Origin of the sequence: Capnocytophaga sp. oral taxon 336 str. F0502 (assembly GCF_000411575.1) — a bacterium.
Taxonomy (GTDB): Bacteria; Bacteroidota; Bacteroidia; order Flavobacteriales; family Flavobacteriaceae; genus Capnocytophaga; species Capnocytophaga ochracea.
The window spans coordinates 18,376-34,617 of the sequence record NZ_KE150488.1 but is presented as its reverse complement, the minus strand read 5'-3'; the positions used below and the strand labels follow the sequence as shown (position 1 = coordinate 34,617).

Genomic DNA, 16,242 nt, shown 5'->3' with positions numbered 1-16,242 from the left:
ATTTAAACATCTACCTAACCCCTCTTCAAAGGGGGAAGGTGGAGCGCAAAAGCGATGGGTTATTCTTGGGTGAGCTGATGAGAAAAATCTTCTATAAGTTGGGTTACGGATTTGTAAATGGTGGCGTAATCGGTGAGTTCTTTCCCTATATAGAGAAAGGCAAGGGCATACTTTTCGGTTTTTACGGGCAATAGGTGTTTTTGGAGTCGGTAGCTTTCGCGCAGGCGTCGTTTTAGCAAATTGCGATGTACAGCGCGCTTGAAAGTGCGTTTGGGCACACTGATAAGCAGTTGGTAAGGAGCTTCTAAACTGCTAACAGGGGCGTACAACAACCTAAGCGGATAGCAGGTAAGTGCCTCGGCTTGGGCAAATAGTTGCTGAATGGCTTCACGCTTGCAGAGTTTTTCGGTTTTGGGAAAAGTGGGCAAAATAAAACACATTAAATTCGACGGCAAAGGTAAGAAAGAATTAACAAATGAACAAATGAGAAGAGTGCTCTTAGCTTATAGAAAGCTTATAGGAAGCTTATACGAATCTTGGAAGATTGGTATAGAAAAGGCGTTAATTCATTGAATATCACGTGTTAAATAAATGTTAATAAGAAAAAGGAATAATCAAGGAAAGAGCTAAGAAACGAAAGGGTGGCAGATAGCTGAAAAATCTTTTTATTGTTATTTGCTATTTAATTTGTACATTTGCACCTTAATTGTTGAAATAGAGATATGAAGACAAGTGTTATTTTATTTATAGCAGGTGTTGTGCTTATTGTTTTAGGAGCTCTTGCTAAGATATTGCATTGGGAAGTGCCTGTTAGCGGTTCTTTATTTATAGCATTAGGTTTTATACTGGAAATTATAGCTTTATGCTCACTTTTAGCGAGAAGTAGGAGAAGCAGATAGTCTTTCTTGATAGTTAGAGATTTTCTTTATAAAAGGAAGTAAAAAAGCACCAAAGGTAAGGGAGAATAGTTCTTCCTTACCTTTGGTGCTTATAGAAAACGGATTTTAGATTCTATTTTTTGCTATTTTGTTTGCCTAAATAATGGTCGAGTGCTACGGTCATTGAGGGGCTCTCAGGTGAGGGAGCTTTAATATCAATGATAAGACCAGCTTCTTCGGCAGCTTTTAGGGTCGCATCGCCATAGACGGCTATTTTGGTTTTCTTCTGTGAGAAATCGGGGAAACTTTTAAACAGCGCCTCTATTCCTGCGGGCGAAAAGAAAGTAAGAATGTCGTACTTATTTTCTTTAATAGCTGAAATATCGCAATATACAGTGCGATAGAACACTACGCGTTCCCATTTTATTTTGATATCGTTTAAAGCTGCGGTCGCCTCTGGTTTAGGGGCATCGGAACCTGGGAAGAGGAATTTCTCTTCTTTGTATTTTTTGAGGATAGGCAAAAGGTCCGCAAACTCTTTTTTACCTACGTATATTTTGCGTTTGCGATAGGTAATATACTTCTGCAAATAGTAAGCGATGGCTTCGGACTGACAGAAATACTTCATAGTTGTAGGCACCTTAAAGCGCATTTCTTCAGCAATACGAAAATAGTGGTCTACCGATTTACGGCTAGTGAGGATAACGGCTGTAAAATTAGTAAGGTCAATCTTCTGCATTCTGACGTCCTTAGCGGTCATTCCTTCGACCTTAATAAAGGGCACAAAATCTACTTTTACCTTGTGGTTTTCAATAATTTGTGCATAAGGTGAGCTTTCGGCTTTCGGTTCTGGTTGCGAAACTAATATCGATTTTACCTTCATAAATGTTATTTCTTTACACCTCCTAACGCCCTATTATGAAACAAATTGAGCCATTTTCTGTACTTCAATTAAGTATTTTGTTCCATAGATGAGAAAGATATAGGGTGCGATTTCGAGGGTGCAAAGATACAAAATAAAATAGAATAAATAGGATTTTATTTCTTTTTGATTGTTTTTTATGATTTTAATCCATCCTAATACATTGATTGCTAACAATATGGATACTAACACAAAAAGTAATAAAAATAGCTGATTTTTATTGGTGAAAGGGATATAAACTCCCAAAAAGAGGAGTATAACCATTACAATTGCGGCATAAGATGAATAAGAAACTCTGGTGAAGATGTAATCTCTTGCGAAATCATAAAGGTCGAACAGGCTACTAATCCATTGTTGTAAGAGGAGTTTTGTGATTAACAGTGAGAAGACTACAAGCACCAATTCCAGAAACATAAACTGAGAGTTGTAAAGTTCTGAGATACCAAAATTCTTTAGCATAACATAGAAAAGAAGAGCTAAACACACACATTGCAAGAGAAAAAGCACTGTCATAAAGAGGTGCAATCGGCGTTCTTTTTTGCCGTAAATTACAATATATTTATTGTTAAACAGTAAGTTTTGATAATCGGCAAAGTGTTTAGGGTAGAATATACGCAGGAAAGCCACCAACCCAAAGATGAGTAGGAAGGCAGGAAATATCCACGAAAGATAAGACTGATGTAGTTCTAAGGCTTCCAAATACTGTATTTTATTATGGTTCGACTGTTGCTGGGTTCTCTTTTAGGGTCTCTAAGGGTAGCTTTCCAATGCTATCGCGTTGTTTTTTGAGTTTTTCTTCTACCTTTTTCACTATACGGTCATAGTCTTTAGGCAGGGAGGCATAATAGACCATATTTTGTGCGAGTGAAAGGCTATCGAGCTGATATTTCTTGTAGATGAACTGTTTCGAATTGAATTGTAAAGAATCTAGCATTTGGGCTTGTGAAACCTTCATAGATTCTAAAACAGCCAAATCGTAGAGCATACTTTCCATTTGCTTTTCGTCTAAAAACTTATCGGGTTTGGGTACGATGTTCTTTTTGCAAGCTACTATAATGAGTAGCAAAGCGAATATATAAATGATTTTTCTCATAGTCTTATCTGTTAAAAGTGATGCGTTGCCCCTGAGGCTCTGCAATTACCTTGCCATTGTGGTACACCTCTTTGCCATTTACGAAGGTACTCACTACAGCCGAGTGGAATTGTTGCCCTTCGAGCGGACTCCAGCCACATTTATACAGCAGGTTGTTTTTCTGTACTGTCCATTGGGTATCCATATCCACCAAAACAAGGTCGGCGTAATACCCTTCGCGTAAGAAACCGCGTTCTTTTACCTGAAAAAGGATTGCGGGATTATGACACATTTTCTCTACTATCTTTTTGATAGAAATAGTACCTTTGTAAGCTTTTTCGAGCATTGCCACGAGCGAGTGTTGCACCAAAGGCGCCCCCGAAGGGATATTCAGATAGCCCTTGCGCTGTTTTTCTTCAAGGGTATGAGGAGCGTGGTCGGTAGCAATCACATCGAGACGGTCGTCTAAAAGGGCTTGCCACAGCGCAGTACGGTCATCGGCAGTTTTTACAGCAGGATTCCATTTGATGAAAGCCCCACGAGTAGTATAATCTTCTTCCGAAAACCACAAGTGATGCACGCACACCTCAGCGGTGATTTTCTTATCTTTTAGCGGAATATCATTGCGGAAGAGCTCGGTTTCTTTAGCCGTAGAGAGGTGGAACACGTGTAGGCGTGCGTCCGTTTTTTCAGCCAAAGCAATGGCACGTGAAGAGGACAGATAGCAAGCCTCAGCACTGCGAATATGAGGGTGCATCGCAATAGGGATATCCTCGCCGTACAATTCTTGATAGTGGGCTAAGTTCTCTCGGATAGTCGCTTCATCTTCGCAATGAGTTGCGATGACCAAATCTACATTATTGAAAATAGCTTCTATGGTTTTCTCGTTGTCTACAAGCATATTCCCCGTAGAAGAGCCTAAGAAAAGTTTCACCCCTGCACAAGCATTTTTATCTAAGCGTTTCAGTTCTTCGAGGTTGTCGTTTGTTCCTCCCAAGAAGAAAGAATAGTTAGCAAAAGACGACTGTTTGGCAATGGCAAATTTCTCTTCCAAAAGCGGAATAGTTACCGTTTGGGGTACCGTGTTAGGTTGCTCAAAAAAGGTAGTTACACCACCTGCTACCGCAGCACGGCTTTCGGTAGCTATGGTAGCTTTATAAGTAAGCCCAGGTTCTCGGAAGTGTACTTGATCGTCAATCACCCCAGGAAGGAGGTATTTGCCTTCGGCTTCCACCACCTCATAATTTCCTTTAGGAGTGATGTGAGTACCTATTTGGGCAATGCGCTCTCCCTCAATCAGGAGGTCGCCTTGAAAGAGGGTATTTTCGTTTACGATGATTGCGTTTTTGATGAGGGTTTTCATTTCAATTATTCATTGTACACAAGGTGTTTATACGTTCCGCCAGCGAGGGCTTGGTGGTTTACATACGTAAATCCTAAACGGGTGTAGAGGCGTTCGGCAGCGGGGTTTTGTACATCCACGAGTAAGCCTAAGGGCTGAGTAGAGACCTTTTTGAGGTGGGCTACCAATTGTGAGCCTATGCCTTTGCCTTGAGCAGTAGGCAATACGCTAAGGGTATCTATATAAAGTTCACCTTCGGCGGTCTCATCTTCTAAAACAATATCAATACCATAGCTACTGCGAATAAGCGCCAGTACAGGGGCACGCAAGGTGTGCAAGTGCCCTCCATCATAGGCAATAACTGACCCTATTACAGTATTGTTTTCTTCGTATACCCAAGCATTTTTATAAGAATACTGATTGCCTTCCTGCTCAAAGAGGTTTTGGAGTAGTGCAATAGCATCTTCTCTATGTTCTTTGCCAATCATCTTATAGACGATTTCTTCCATTGCCTGAAACATCAGAGGGGCAACGGCAGAGGCATCGGTAGGGGTTGCGGGTCGTATCATCAGTTTAAAAATATCAGTTTTTGAATGAGAGGTTCCCCTAAACGTTCGTTGAGGTTATCAATAATCTTACTCTTGCCATAACTGAGTTCGTTACCGAGTGCAGGCGAGGTAAGGCGGACGTATAATGTACTACCTTTTAGCTCTACTGAGGAGGTATACTTAACGATTGCTTTGCCCATCAGCTCATTCCACAGTTCTGGTAACGAGGCTTTTTGTAGTCCGTACGTTAAATGATTTTGTTTGACAATTTGCTGAATGACCTCTGAAAGAGTGTTTGTATTTCCGTCCATAAATGCAAAGGTACAAAATAATTGCGAATAATGAATATTTCTATAGCTCTCCGTCTTTAAAATCTAATAATTTTAATTCCTCACCATCGAAAACGGCATAGGTAAAGTAGTGTATCCAGTCGCCGGTGTTGATATAAGTGCTTTCCTCCCCTACTTTGATAGTCATTGGTAGGTGACGGTGACCAAAAAGGAAATAGTCGTAATGTTGCGTCTCAAGTTTGCGTTTGCAATACTGTACTAACCATTCGCTATCTTCACCCAAGAAACGCACATCTTCATCACCTGAGATGAGCTTGTTTTTCACTGAGAGGTATTGCGCCAATCGTACACCTATATCGGGGTGTAACCAGCGGAAGAGCCACTTACAAAACGGATTGGTAAAGACTTTCTTCATCCGCTTGTAGCCTTTATCACCGGGACCCAAACCATCGCCGTGTCCTATCAAGAAGCGTTTACCATTACATTCCACTTCCAGCGGGCGACGGTATACGGGAATGTTCAATTCGGTTTGGAAATAATCGTCCATCCACAAATCGTGGTTGCCTACGAAAAAGTAGATAGGGATACCACTATCTCGCAGTTCAGCGAGCTTGCCAAGAGTGCGCACAAAGCCTTTGGGGACGACCATTTTGTACTCAAACCAAAAGTCGAAAAGGTCGCCTAAAAGGAATATTGCCCCTGCATCAGCTTTGATAGTATCAAGCCATTGCACGAACTTTGCTTCGCGGGATTTACTTTCGGCAACAGTGGGTGCTCCGAGATGATTATCGGAGGCGAAGTATATCTTTTTATTTTCGGGTAATTCTATGGATAACATTGGTTCTTTAAGTTATCATTTATACAAAAAGTCCATTTCGTATCAATGAGCAATATGATATGGAAAAAAATGGCGTTTTTTTTCCACGTTATACTTTTTCTCTTTTAAGGAAAGGGTATTGATGAGAATTTGCTCATTGGGTATCGTTTTTACTACTCTTTTCAGTTCAGCTAAATGCCTATGTGATAGCGTGAGCTGTTTGAGTATCTCACGGGTCTCAATCTCTGGTGGAGGTGGTAATAAGGGTAATGTAAAATCTGTTTTCATTATCAAACATTCATCAGTTCAGTGAGGTCTTTTTGTAAAAACTCGGTATCAATATACACTTCTTTAGGGTCTTGAGGGTTGTAATACACATTGATATAGCCTTGTACATTGAGCTTTACTTGCGCTACACTGGCGTCTATATCGGCAACAGTAGTTTGATATACTTTTACAGGAGTAGTAGTTTTATCGTAACACCTTATATAGCTAAGCTTCAATTTTTCTTCTCCTAATCGCAATTTACTGAATAACATTGTCTCAGTGAGAAGCATTGTTTCCTCAAAATCACTTTTCATACGATTGTCTTCTACGGCTTGTAAATCGAAGGTTGTATTTTCATTCATCACATCACAATGTTCAGCATCAATACGCTTTTCTCGCCAGTGTTTACGAATATAGTTTGGTGTATTCCTGTTTAAGGTCTTTTGAGTAAACGAATTGCGCAAACGTTTCTTGACGTTTGTTTTGTAAAACCAAAAGATAATGCTTAATATAATTATTAGTACAAGTGCCATAGTTTACATATTTGTGTTATGAATTTTTTTAAAGGGTTAATTGCCGTTAGCCCCTACAACAGAACGTAAAAGCGACTGATTGTCGATATAATCAAATTATCCAAAGGTGCGAGCCGCACAGGCAAAAACTTTGGCAAAATGTATAACGCCTTACTTTTCTCTTAATTATCTGAGGCGAACCATTCGGCATAGGAGCTTTCTGTTTCGCATAGGCGTACTGAAAAGAGCTCGACCCCGGCGGGTAGCTGGTAGGCGATGCGTCGAGCAAAGTCGGTTACGAGGTTCTCGCTGGTGGGCTGATAGGGCACGGTGATGATGCGATGACCTTTGGCGCGCAGTTCTTCGGCTAATGCCTTGTGAGGTGAATGTTCGTTGAAGACCATAGCGTGGTCGAATGCTTCGATGATTTGCTCCTGCACGATGCGTTTGAGGTCGCCGAAGTCTATTACCATACCGTTTTTCACGTTATGGGGGTCGGTAATAGGTTCGCCTATGACAGTTACGTAGAGCTTATAGCTGTGTCCGTGCAGGTTTTTGCATTTGCCATCGTAGCCGTAGAGCGCGTGTCCTGCTTCAAAATCGAATTTTTTAGTAATGCGAATCATAGTTTAGACATTAGGGTATAGGAATTAAAGTGCAAAGGTATGAAATAATTAGGAAATTAGAAAATTTGGAAATGAGAGAATGAGAAAATTAGAAAATGGGGTAGATGCTAATAATGCCAGAAATACTAATAATTAACTTTGGCAAAGTTTTAAACTTTGCCAAAGTGTGTACCCCTAAAAGTGACATGGCTGAGAATTCGGAAGAAAACGGAGAAGTTCGGAAGATAGGAGGGAGGACTTTTGATGGAAAAAGGGTGTAAGGAGGGTGGGGTTAGCTTATAGAGAGCTTATAGGAAGCTTATACGAATCTTGGACGATTGGTATAGAAAGGGTGTATAAGTAGTTAAGAATGAAGGGTTAAGAGTTAAGTAAAAAAGGTAGTTTTGAGGGTAATAAATCGAAAGAAAAGAGAAGAGAAATTGGAGAATTAGTCAATGAAAAAGCGCGATGTTTATTATTTTAAACATCGCGCTTTTCTTATCACTTTGTCAAAATCTAGAGATATTGGCAAAGTGTTTAACAGCTTGTTGTCCTACGACTTAACAACTACTATTCTTGTTGTTACTTCGTCGAAGGTTATTTCTTCACCCTCTGGCAGACTATCTACAAAACTGATACTATCGGTAAGAGTTTCGTTCTTGATATAGGATTCGTTAGCAGTAACTGCTTCTTTTAGGGCAGGGTGCGCTTGGAGACGTATTTGTATACGGTCGGTGATGTCGTAATCGTTGTCCTTGCGGATATTCTGAATGCGGTTCACCAACTCACGAGCGATACCTTCTTGACGCAGTTCGGGGGTGATGTGAATATCTAAAGCTACCAACAGACTGCCAGCGGTAGCTACCAACCAGCCTTCTATATCTTGGGTGCTGATTTCTACGTCGTCCAAACTCAAAGTAACCGTTTTGTCGGGCAGTTGCAAGCTGTACGTTTGTGCTTTTTCAAACTGTGCTATTTCCTGCTGACCAAATTCTTGTACCGCTGTGGCAATAGCTTTCATATCCTTACCGAATTTAGGTCCTAAGGTCTTGAAGTTCGGTTTGATTTGTTTTACCAATATACCTGAGGCATCTTCCAAGAGTTCTATTTCCTTCACATTCACCTCGTGCTTGATAAGGTTTGCTACGGCTTCTATTTCTGCACGCTCAGTAGCGTTGGCTATCGGTATCATTATCTTTTGCAATGGCTGACGCACCTTGATGCTTTCTTTCTTGCGCAACGATAGTACTAAGGACGAGATAGTCTGCGCTTTCTGCATCTTGCTTTCCAACGATTTATCGATGTAGCTTTCGTCAGCTGCGGGGAAATCGGTGAGGTGTACACTCTCTTTGTTTTCTTTGCCGGTAACGCTCACCAAGTCTTTGTACAATCTATCAGCATAGAAAGGCGCTACAGGCGCCATCAGTTTGGCGATGGTTACCAGACAGGTATAAAGTGTTTGGTAAGCTGCTATCTTGTCAGTTTCGTATTCTCCTTTCCAAAAACGGCGACGTGACAAGCGTACGTACCAGTTACTGAGGTTTTCTTGTACAAAATCTGAAATAGCACGCGTAGCGCGGGTAGGCTCATAATCAGCGTAGAGCACATCTACTTCTTTGATGAGAGTGTTGAGTTCCGAAAGTATCCAGCGGTCTATTTCTGGGCGTTCAGCCAGTGGTATATCGGCTTCTGCATAAGTAAAGCTGTCGGTATTGGCATAGAGCGCAAAGAATGAATAGGTGTTGTAGAGCGTACCGAAGAATTTACGGCGCACTTCGGCTACCCCTTCCAAATCGAATTTGAGGTTATCCCAAGGGTTCGCGTTAGAAATCATATACCAGCGAGTGGCATCGGCACCATACTCGCCTATGGTAGTGAATGGATCTACCGCATTGCCCAAGCGTTTCGACATCTTTTGTCCGTTCTTGTCGAGTACCAAACCGTTAGACACTACGTTTTTGTACGCCACGTTGTTGAATACCGAAGTAGCTATTGCGTGAAGTGTATAGAACCAACCGCGTGTCTGGTCTACCCCCTCCGCAATAAAGTCGGATGGATAAGCGGTATGGTTTTCTATATAGTCCTTGTTTTCAAAAGGATAGTGCCATTGTGCATACGGCATAGACCCTGAGTCGAACCATACGTCGATAAGGTCGGTTTCACGGTGCATTGGCTTGCCTGATGGCGATACGAGCACTATGTTATCTACGATATTTTTGTGTAAATCTACCTTGTCGTAATTGCTTTCGGAGTTGTCGCCCACTACAAAATCTTTATAAGGGTCGGCTGTCATCACTCCTGCTGCGATAGCTTTTTGTATTTCGGCTTTTAGTTCTTCTACCGAACCGATGCAGATTTCCTCTTGTTTATCGGCTGTACGCCAAATAGGTAACGGGATCCCCCAATAGCGCGAACGCGAAAGGTTCCAGTCGTTAGCATTTTTGAGCCAGTTGCCAAAACGCCCTTCACCGGTAGCCTTAGGTTTCCAGTTGATGGTTTCATTGAGCTCAAACATACGGTCTTTGAAGTCAGTAACCTTTATAAACCACGAGTCGAGCGGGTAGTACAACACCGGTTTATCAGTACGCCAGCAGTGTGGATAGCTGTGTACGTATTTTTCTACTTTGAAAGCCTTATTTTCTTCTTTGAGGAGAATTGCCAGACTCACATCCCACGATTTTTCAGGCGCTTGTCCTGCATCGTAATACTCATTTTTGATATATTTACCGGCAAAAGCCTCAGGAATATTGTGCCCTGTGATAAATTTTCCTTGTAAATCTATTAACGGAATCAAATTGCCGTGCGCATCTTTCACAAGCATTGGGGGCACACCGTATTCTTTAGCTACGCGGGCGTCGTCCGCACCAAAGGTAGGCGCAATATGCACGATACCTGTACCGTCATCGGTGGTAACAAAGTCACCTGCAATCACGCGGAAAGCTTGGTCGGCATTCTCGGCAGGAGCGCACCAAGTAATGAGCTGCTCATAAGTAGTGCCTACGAGGTCTGCGCCTTTGCATTTTCCTAATACTTGGTAAGGAATAGTTTTGCTTTCAGGCGTATAAGCCGCTAAGGCAGCAGCATCACCCTCTACGAATTTCTTACCGAATTGTTTTGCCAAAAGCGGTTTGCCAATAATGATAGTAATCGGCTCAAAAGTATATTGATTGTAGGTTCTTACGAGTACATAATCAATCTCTTTGCCCACGGCAAGTGCAGTGTTTGAAGGCAATGTCCAAGGGGTGGTTGTCCAAGCGAGGATATGAATAGGTTCTGTAGGGTTACCCAATGCTTTGGCTGTCGCTGCTGACAATGTTTTCACTTTGAACTGTGCTACAACGGTAGTATCGCTCACATCGCGGTAGCACCCAGGTTGGTTGAGCTCGTGCGATGACAAGCCTGTTCCCGCCTTAGGCGAGTACGGCTGAATGGTGTAGCCTTTGTAGAGCAATCCTTTATTGTAGAGTTGTTTCAAAAGCCACCATACGCTTTCCATATACTTAGGTTTATAGGTGATATAAGGGTCGTCCATATCCACCCAGTAGCCTATTTTCTCGGTAAGGTCATTCCAGATGTCGGTATAGCACATCACGGCTTCCTTACAAGCCTTGTTATAGTCCTCTACGCTTATTTTTTTGCCTATATCTTCTTTGGTAATGCCGAGTTCTTTCTCTACTCCGAGTTCTACTGGCAAGCCGTGGGTATCCCACCCTGCTTTGCGTTTTACTTGAAATCCTTTCTGAGTTTTATAACGGCAGAAAATATCCTTAATAGAGCGCGCCATCACGTGGTGAATACCAGGTACGCCATTAGCGGATGGCGGTCCTTCAAAAAACACGAACGGAATAGCGCCCTCACGTGAGGCGATACTCTGCTCAAAGATGTTAGCGGCTTTCCAGAAAGCCAATATTTCTTCTGCTATCTTAGTAAGGTCTAAGAGTTTGTACTCGTTGAATTTCATATAAAACAATAATTAATGATGAATGGTGAATGGTTAATGTTGGTGCAAAAGTAGAAAAAAAGTTTCAAAGTACCAAGTTACTCTTCTAATCAGGGTTGTCAGGTGCTTTATAGCGACTCTTCACTTTCACCAACATCGTCCAAACATCTACGCCCCCTATTTTGGTTTGGTGGATTTGCTCAAAACCGTGTTTTTGGTAGAAAGACACATTTGTTTCGGTATTGGTAACCAAACTGAGTTGGCTACCTCCTTCACGCGCTACTAAAGGCAAAGCGGCTTCGTCTAAAAACTTACCTCCTATGTGTTTGCCTTGCCACGCGGGACTCACTACAAAACTCTCTAAATACCATCTGTTTTCAGAAGTTTGTTTTTTGGCGTGCTCGCTGCTCTTGTCTAAGAAGGGTAAAAAAGTATTGAGTAGGTTTGGCATAACGCCAAAGCGCGAAAGCTCCTGAGCGCAGGTAGTCCCAAAGGGTAATACGAGTGTATCGCAACGATTGCATTACTGCGACGGCTATAATTTCGTCGTTTTCTTCGGCTATCAAGCAATAACCCTTACGGATATTACTCATCACTTGTACATAATGCAATTTGTTCAGATAGTCTATATACTTGCTATCGGTAGTAAAAAAAGAGTTGAGCACTGCGCGATACATATTGTAATTAGCAAAAGCATCGGTGAGCACAGTAGCTACTTTACGGGCATCGGCGGGAGAGGCAAGACGGTAGTTCATAAGTGGACGATTTGTAGATGAAAGTACAAAGATACAATATTTTTGTTAAAGCACCAATTGTTCTTGGCTTTACCTCTACTATAAAAAACTTTGCCAAAGGACAAGAGCCTTTGGCAAAGCATATAAAAATAACAGCATCTAATTTCTATGTTCTATTTTCTAACTTCTACTGAAATCTTTCCTTTTAGCGTTTTACTTTTTGCCTCAATACTAATTTCGCCTGCTTTTTCACCTGCGTGTACCATCATCACTAATTTCCCATTGAAGAGGTGCATTTTAGGCAAGTGAAATGGGTCGGTGCAAGTAGCATCGCCATTGGCAGCTGCTTTATAAAAGCCAGCACCTTTAACGCTGAACTGCACAAGGTCATTCACTGTTGGGCATAAATTACCGTCCTTATCTACCGCTTCTACGGTGATGAAAGCGAGGTCTTTACTATTAGGGATGAGCACTGTTTTGTACTCAGTGCTAAGGCGCAAAGCATAAGGCTTGCCAGCGGTACGTATTTCTTTTTCGGCTACTGCCTTACCATTGGTATCGTAAGCTACTACTTTCACAGTACCAGGTTCGTACTTAGTATCCATCCACATTAGGCGGTAACGCTTTTGGCGGTTGAGGTCTGACGGATTACCCTCTTGTTCTTTCTCTTCTAATTTCACCGAAAGGTCTTTACTGCGTTTCCCTTGACTTTTGCCATTGATAAACAATTCGGCAGAAGGATAATTAGTATAAACAAAGATAGGAGTTACTTCACCCTCGCGCCCTTCCCAATTCCAATGAGGAAGGATATGCAAGGTTTCGGCTTCCTTATTCCAATGCGAGCGGTAGAGATAGAAGCGGTCTTTGGGTAGCCCAGCCAAATCTACTGCTCCAAAATAGGAACTATGGGATGGCCATTCTACATAGTAAGGAGTAGGTTCGCCGAGATAGTCGAAACCTGTCCAGATGAACTCTCCTATGGTATAAGGCAAATCCTCTTGATGTATCCAGTCGTCTTCGGGCAAGTTTGACCAACCGCAGTGTTCTACGTCATAAGACGACGATTGCATATCGGGGTATTTAGCCATTGATTTGCGCTCTACGGGGAACTTATACACCCCACGCGAACTCACCGTTGAAGCGGTTTCACTACCCAAAATAAGCTGTTGTGGCAACTTGCGGTAAGACTCTTTGTACTTAAACGGACGGTAATTGAACCCCATTAACTGCATCGTTGCTGCCATATTGTTTTTAAGCACATCGTGGGGTCTATCCATACCATTGCTCACGGGGCGGGTACTATCGTATTTTTTGATGATATCTTGCAAATAGCGCGCTACTTGCGAGCCACTTTCTACGCTCTGTTCTTCCACCTCATTCCCGATGAACCACATCAGCACGCTAGGGTTGTTGCGGTAGTGTTTTACAAGGTTCGTAAGGTCTTTTTCAACCCATTCTTTGAAGTATAGGTGATAACCATTATCCACTTTGGGGATAGCCCATTCGTCGAAACTCTCTACGGCGAGTAGCATACCCATTTCATCGGCAGCGCGCACATATTCAGGCGCGGGCATATTGTGTGAAGTGCGGATAGCATTCACACCCATATCCTGCATAATGCGTATTTGTCGGCGTATAGCACTCTCATTTACTGCCCCGCCCAGCGGACCTAAATCGTGGTGCATACACACCCCTTGTATTTTGATTTTACGTCCGTTGAGGTACAGACCATCATTAGGCTTGAGTTCGATAGAGCGAACCCCAAAAGTAGTGGTTACCTCATCTTTTACAGTATCACCTTCATAGAGCTTGGTAACCGCTTTATAGAGGTACGGCTTGCCGATGTCCCACAAACGAGGATTATCAATATACAGTTCTGCTGAAATTTTATCGGTAGTGTAAGGAGTCGCTTTGGTATTAGCATACGCTACTTTTTCACCTTGATTATTGAAAATAACAGTTTCTGCCGCAACTGAAGTCTTCTTATCAGCTACAAACTCGGTATTTACTACTACTTTGGCGAAGTTGTTTGTTATTTCGGGGGTGGTAATTTGTACGCCCCAAATAGGGATATGCGTCTTGTTTTTAGTGATAATATGCACATTGCGGTACAAGCCTGCCCCTGGATACCAACGCGACATCTGGGTAAGGTTGTTGAGTCGTACTGCCAAAGTGTTGTTATTGGCTTTTACGTAAGGAGTGATATCCAAGAAGAAAGTGTTGTAACCGTTGTGCCATTCACCGGCTTTTTGTCCGTTTACAAATACTTCGGGGTTACTCATCGCCCCGTCAAACTGTACAAACACTTGCTTATCGGACGTAAGTTCAGGCACGTTGAACTGCGTGCGGTACCAACCTACGCCTACAAAAGGCAGTCCGCCAGTACGCCCCGTGTGTTCAATAGCCGCTTTTTGCCCGTCTTGCTTGATAGCCGTGCGCTGGATATCGTTTTCCATATCAAAAGGACCATAGATAGCCCAATCGTGAGGCACGGTTACGCGTTGCCATTTGGCATCGTTGTAGTTAGTTTGCGAGAACGCTGGTTTGTCCTCACGGGTAAATTTCCACCCTTTTTCGAGGGTCTGCTGTTGTTGCGCCCAGCTTGTAGCAACAATGCCTAACAAAAGTAAAAGGTTGATTTTGTTCATTCTTATAAATCAGTAGTTTTTTAATCGGAGTTCTGGAAGCTTCTTATAGCTTTGGTTTATCTTTTCACTCCTCGCTTATTTTAGTTCACTTCAATTTTTGAAATGGTTACAGAGTTTGCTTTCATTTGTTTCCCGTTGAGGAGGGAAAATGAAAATTCAAGGTAATGATTATTTCCAATCCAACGACTTCCAAATTCTGCACCTTGTCCTTGAATGCCATTGCTCCAAGGCTGCAAAACCTGTCCATCGCTAGTTCTCGCTTGCATATAAACTTTTCCTGTTGGTTTTGAGTTGGCGTCAGACTTTGTCAATAACAAGTTTACATACAGCACTGTGTTACCTCCATTTCCTCCCCATCGCTCTTGAGCTATTTTAGCATTAATTCCATTTTGGGTAACTTCTCTAGTGCCTTCTGGGAACTCTTTACCACTCCCTTTATCATCGTCTTTTCCACAAGAAACTAAGGTAACTGCTGAGCATAGTAGTAATAATGCAAATGTTACGTTAATTAGTTTTTTCATTTTATAATGTTTTTAATCATTAATTCTGCAAATATAAGGATTTATTTTGGTATTGGCAAGTTTATCTTTTACCTTTTACTTTCCGAAGCTTCTTAAAAAACGCTTCCTCTCTCTCGGCTATAGCGTACAACTGCTGTGAGAGAGCATTATACACATCAGCTTGGGTGCTACGGTTTTTGTATACGCGGGCTATGGCTACCGCAAAATCGCGCCACGCATCGCCTATATCGGTAATTTCTTTGGAGAGCTCTAATAAGGCATCGTTTTTCAGGAGTTTGCCTGCTTCTTGCAAGAAAGCACCGTAGATAAACCTAAAACCTGCCCCTCCAGTGCCTATCTCTTCCTGCATACGTATCAGCTGAGCGAGGTAGTGATTAGTAGTCTTCGCACCTTTCTTGCGGTGCCATTTCAGTATATCCTTGCTGAGTTTCTTAATTCCTGCTACACCTACTATGGGCACAGGAGCGAGCATCGTATTGCACGTCTGCTTGATACCCTTCCATATTGCCTTTTCCAACTGAAGCTCTTTGGGTAAATGGGTAGGGTAGTAGAGGTGTCCTTTGGGTGCCAATACCCCATTGGCAAAACGCACTTTGCTGAGTTCCTCAGGCGTAAGGGTCGTAGTATAAGGAATCACGGGGTCGCTAATAAGGTACTTGCCGTCTTCTTTGCCATAAACCACTAAGTTATGCGCGTTGAAATGAAAGCGGTACTCATCGGGGAAATAAGGTAGGTTGAACACCCCCACTTGCAAGCCCGTAGGGATACCCTTGGCAAGATTGTCATCGAGGGCTTGTTGCGCCTTTTCAGCAGAAGAGAATTTTTGGCGTTTCACCTTAAATCCTAAACGTTTGGCTACTTTACTGAAAATGTGTCCCGGCATTGTGCGGTAACTAATGGCAGGTGCTTCGTTCACTCTTATCCAAGGAAAGTAGAAGAACAACAGTCCCGACCCAATCCCAAAGACCATCGGTTCACTCAGTTCCACTCCATTGAAGTGCAACAAATTAGAAGCTACTCCATTTTCACAGTGCGCCGACTGTTTATGTTCAAAATCTATTGTCATATTGAGTAATAAAGCGCAAAGGTAGGGCATAATTAGCAAATGAGCAAATTTCGCAATTTGCGAAAGCGCACAAATGTAAG

Annotated in this window: 17 protein-coding genes; all 17 read right to left on the bottom strand. The window is 42.3% G+C overall.

Going from position 1 to position 16,242, the window contains the following annotated elements:
* Nucleotides 1-59: 59 nt before the first annotated feature.
* On the bottom strand, nt 60-440 hold the full coding sequence (locus HMPREF1528_RS00155; RefSeq protein WP_002674290.1) for a ribonuclease P protein component: 381 nt from the start codon (nt 438-440) through the stop codon (nt 60-62).
* A 571-nt stretch (nt 441-1,011) separates the two neighbouring features.
* Nucleotides 1,012-1,761 carry a uroporphyrinogen-III synthase gene (locus HMPREF1528_RS00150; protein WP_009410955.1) on the bottom strand — a complete coding sequence of 250 codons (750 nt, stop codon included), beginning with the start codon at nt 1,759-1,761 and terminating at the stop codon, nt 1,012-1,014.
* A 33-nt stretch (nt 1,762-1,794) separates the two neighbouring features.
* Nucleotides 1,795-2,499, bottom strand: coding sequence for a DUF4271 domain-containing protein (locus HMPREF1528_RS00145; RefSeq protein WP_016478126.1), 705 nt, complete (start codon nt 2,497-2,499; stop codon nt 1,795-1,797).
* Between the two features lie 13 nt (nt 2,500-2,512).
* Nucleotides 2,513-2,893, bottom strand: a complete 381-nt coding sequence (locus HMPREF1528_RS00140) for a DUF4296 domain-containing protein (RefSeq protein WP_002674027.1) — start codon at nt 2,891-2,893, stop codon at nt 2,513-2,515.
* A 4-nt stretch (nt 2,894-2,897) separates the two neighbouring features.
* The gene (locus HMPREF1528_RS00135; RefSeq protein ID WP_016478125.1) at nt 2,898-4,235 is read right to left on the bottom strand and encodes a dihydroorotase; all 1,338 of its coding nucleotides are present in this window, start codon (nt 4,233-4,235) and stop codon (nt 2,898-2,900) included.
* Nucleotides 4,236-4,240: 5 nt separating this feature from the next.
* Nucleotides 4,241-4,783 carry a GNAT family N-acetyltransferase gene (locus HMPREF1528_RS00130; protein WP_016478124.1) on the bottom strand — a complete coding sequence of 181 codons (543 nt, stop codon included), beginning with the start codon at nt 4,781-4,783 and terminating at the stop codon, nt 4,241-4,243.
* Nucleotides 4,783-5,073 carry a DUF721 domain-containing protein gene (locus HMPREF1528_RS00125; RefSeq protein ID WP_016478123.1) on the bottom strand — a complete coding sequence of 97 codons (291 nt, stop codon included), beginning with the start codon at nt 5,071-5,073 and terminating at the stop codon, nt 4,783-4,785. Before HMPREF1528_RS00125 ends, HMPREF1528_RS00130 begins: the two co-directional genes overlap by 1 nt.
* 40 nt (nt 5,074-5,113) lie before the next feature.
* Entirely contained in the window at nt 5,114-5,890 is a 777-nt protein-coding gene (locus HMPREF1528_RS00120) for a UDP-2,3-diacylglucosamine diphosphatase (RefSeq protein ID WP_016478122.1), read from the bottom strand.
* A 42-nt stretch (nt 5,891-5,932) separates the two neighbouring features.
* Complete coding sequence (locus HMPREF1528_RS00115) at nt 5,933-6,157, bottom strand: Fic/DOC family N-terminal domain-containing protein (protein WP_016478121.1); 225 nt, start codon at nt 6,155-6,157, stop codon at nt 5,933-5,935.
* A 2-nt stretch (nt 6,158-6,159) separates the two neighbouring features.
* Complete coding sequence (locus HMPREF1528_RS00110) at nt 6,160-6,669, bottom strand: hypothetical protein (RefSeq protein WP_016478120.1); 510 nt, start codon at nt 6,667-6,669, stop codon at nt 6,160-6,162.
* Nucleotides 6,670-6,830: 161 nt separating this feature from the next.
* Complete coding sequence (locus HMPREF1528_RS00105; RefSeq protein WP_009410945.1) at nt 6,831-7,274, bottom strand: 6-pyruvoyl trahydropterin synthase family protein; 444 nt, start codon at nt 7,272-7,274, stop codon at nt 6,831-6,833.
* Between the two features lie 532 nt (nt 7,275-7,806).
* A complete protein-coding gene (gene ileS / locus HMPREF1528_RS00100; protein WP_016478119.1) occupies nt 7,807-11,214 on the bottom strand; it encodes an isoleucine--tRNA ligase in 3,408 nt (1,135 codons plus the stop codon).
* 85 nt (nt 11,215-11,299) lie between these two features.
* Nucleotides 11,300-11,542 (bottom strand): GNAT family N-acetyltransferase, encoded by a 243-nt coding sequence (locus HMPREF1528_RS12815; RefSeq protein WP_016478118.1) that lies wholly within the window; start codon nt 11,540-11,542, stop codon nt 11,300-11,302.
* Nucleotides 11,543-11,570: 28 nt separating this feature from the next.
* Nucleotides 11,571-11,948, bottom strand: coding sequence for a hypothetical protein (locus HMPREF1528_RS12810; protein WP_016478117.1), 378 nt, complete (start codon nt 11,946-11,948; stop codon nt 11,571-11,573).
* A 152-nt stretch (nt 11,949-12,100) separates the two neighbouring features.
* Nucleotides 12,101-14,575: a DUF4982 domain-containing protein gene (locus tag HMPREF1528_RS00090; RefSeq protein ID WP_016478116.1), complete on the bottom strand. Its 2,475-nt coding sequence runs from the start codon at nt 14,573-14,575 to the stop codon at nt 12,101-12,103.
* An 80-nt stretch (nt 14,576-14,655) separates the two neighbouring features.
* Nucleotides 14,656-15,096 (bottom strand): hypothetical protein, encoded by a 441-nt coding sequence (locus HMPREF1528_RS00085; RefSeq protein ID WP_016478115.1) that lies wholly within the window; start codon nt 15,094-15,096, stop codon nt 14,656-14,658.
* A 61-nt stretch (nt 15,097-15,157) separates the two neighbouring features.
* Nucleotides 15,158-16,162, bottom strand: coding sequence for a BtrH N-terminal domain-containing protein (locus tag HMPREF1528_RS00080; protein WP_034567715.1), 1,005 nt, complete (start codon nt 16,160-16,162; stop codon nt 15,158-15,160).
* Nucleotides 16,163-16,242: the final 80 nt, after the last annotated feature.

What these genes read in the sequence shown, in the direction of transcription:
- HMPREF1528_RS00130 (WP_016478124.1), bottom strand. Translation starts at nt 4,783, where the DNA reads ATGATACGACCCGCAACCCCTACCGATGCCTCTGCCGTTGCCCCTCTG.
- HMPREF1528_RS00080 (WP_034567715.1), bottom strand. Translation starts at nt 16,162, where the DNA reads ATGACAATAGATTTTGAACATAAACAGTCGGCGCACTGTGAAAATGGA.
- HMPREF1528_RS00105 (WP_009410945.1), bottom strand. Translation starts at nt 7,274, where the DNA reads ATGATTCGCATTACTAAAAAATTCGATTTTGAAGCAGGACACGCGCTC.
- HMPREF1528_RS00115 (WP_016478121.1), bottom strand. Translation starts at nt 6,157, where the DNA reads ATGAAAACAGATTTTACATTACCCTTATTACCACCTCCACCAGAGATT.
- ileS (WP_016478119.1), bottom strand. Translation starts at nt 11,214, where the DNA reads ATGAAATTCAACGAGTACAAACTCTTAGACCTTACTAAGATAGCAGAA.
- HMPREF1528_RS12810 (WP_016478117.1), bottom strand. Translation starts at nt 11,948, where the DNA reads ATGAACTACCGTCTTGCCTCTCCCGCCGATGCCCGTAAAGTAGCTACT.
- HMPREF1528_RS00155 (WP_002674290.1), bottom strand. Translation starts at nt 440, where the DNA reads ATGTGTTTTATTTTGCCCACTTTTCCCAAAACCGAAAAACTCTGCAAG.
- HMPREF1528_RS00140 (WP_002674027.1), bottom strand. Translation starts at nt 2,893, where the DNA reads ATGAGAAAAATCATTTATATATTCGCTTTGCTACTCATTATAGTAGCT.
- HMPREF1528_RS00150 (WP_009410955.1), bottom strand. Translation starts at nt 1,761, where the DNA reads ATGAAGGTAAAATCGATATTAGTTTCGCAACCAGAACCGAAAGCCGAA.
- HMPREF1528_RS00110 (WP_016478120.1), bottom strand. Translation starts at nt 6,669, where the DNA reads ATGGCACTTGTACTAATAATTATATTAAGCATTATCTTTTGGTTTTAC.
- HMPREF1528_RS00125 (WP_016478123.1), bottom strand. Translation starts at nt 5,073, where the DNA reads ATGGACGGAAATACAAACACTCTTTCAGAGGTCATTCAGCAAATTGTC.
- HMPREF1528_RS00090 (WP_016478116.1), bottom strand. Translation starts at nt 14,575, where the DNA reads ATGAACAAAATCAACCTTTTACTTTTGTTAGGCATTGTTGCTACAAGC.
- HMPREF1528_RS00120 (WP_016478122.1), bottom strand. Translation starts at nt 5,890, where the DNA reads ATGTTATCCATAGAATTACCCGAAAATAAAAAGATATACTTCGCCTCC.
- HMPREF1528_RS00085 (WP_016478115.1), bottom strand. Translation starts at nt 15,096, where the DNA reads ATGAAAAAACTAATTAACGTAACATTTGCATTATTACTACTATGCTCA.
- HMPREF1528_RS00135 (WP_016478125.1), bottom strand. Translation starts at nt 4,235, where the DNA reads ATGAAAACCCTCATCAAAAACGCAATCATCGTAAACGAAAATACCCTC.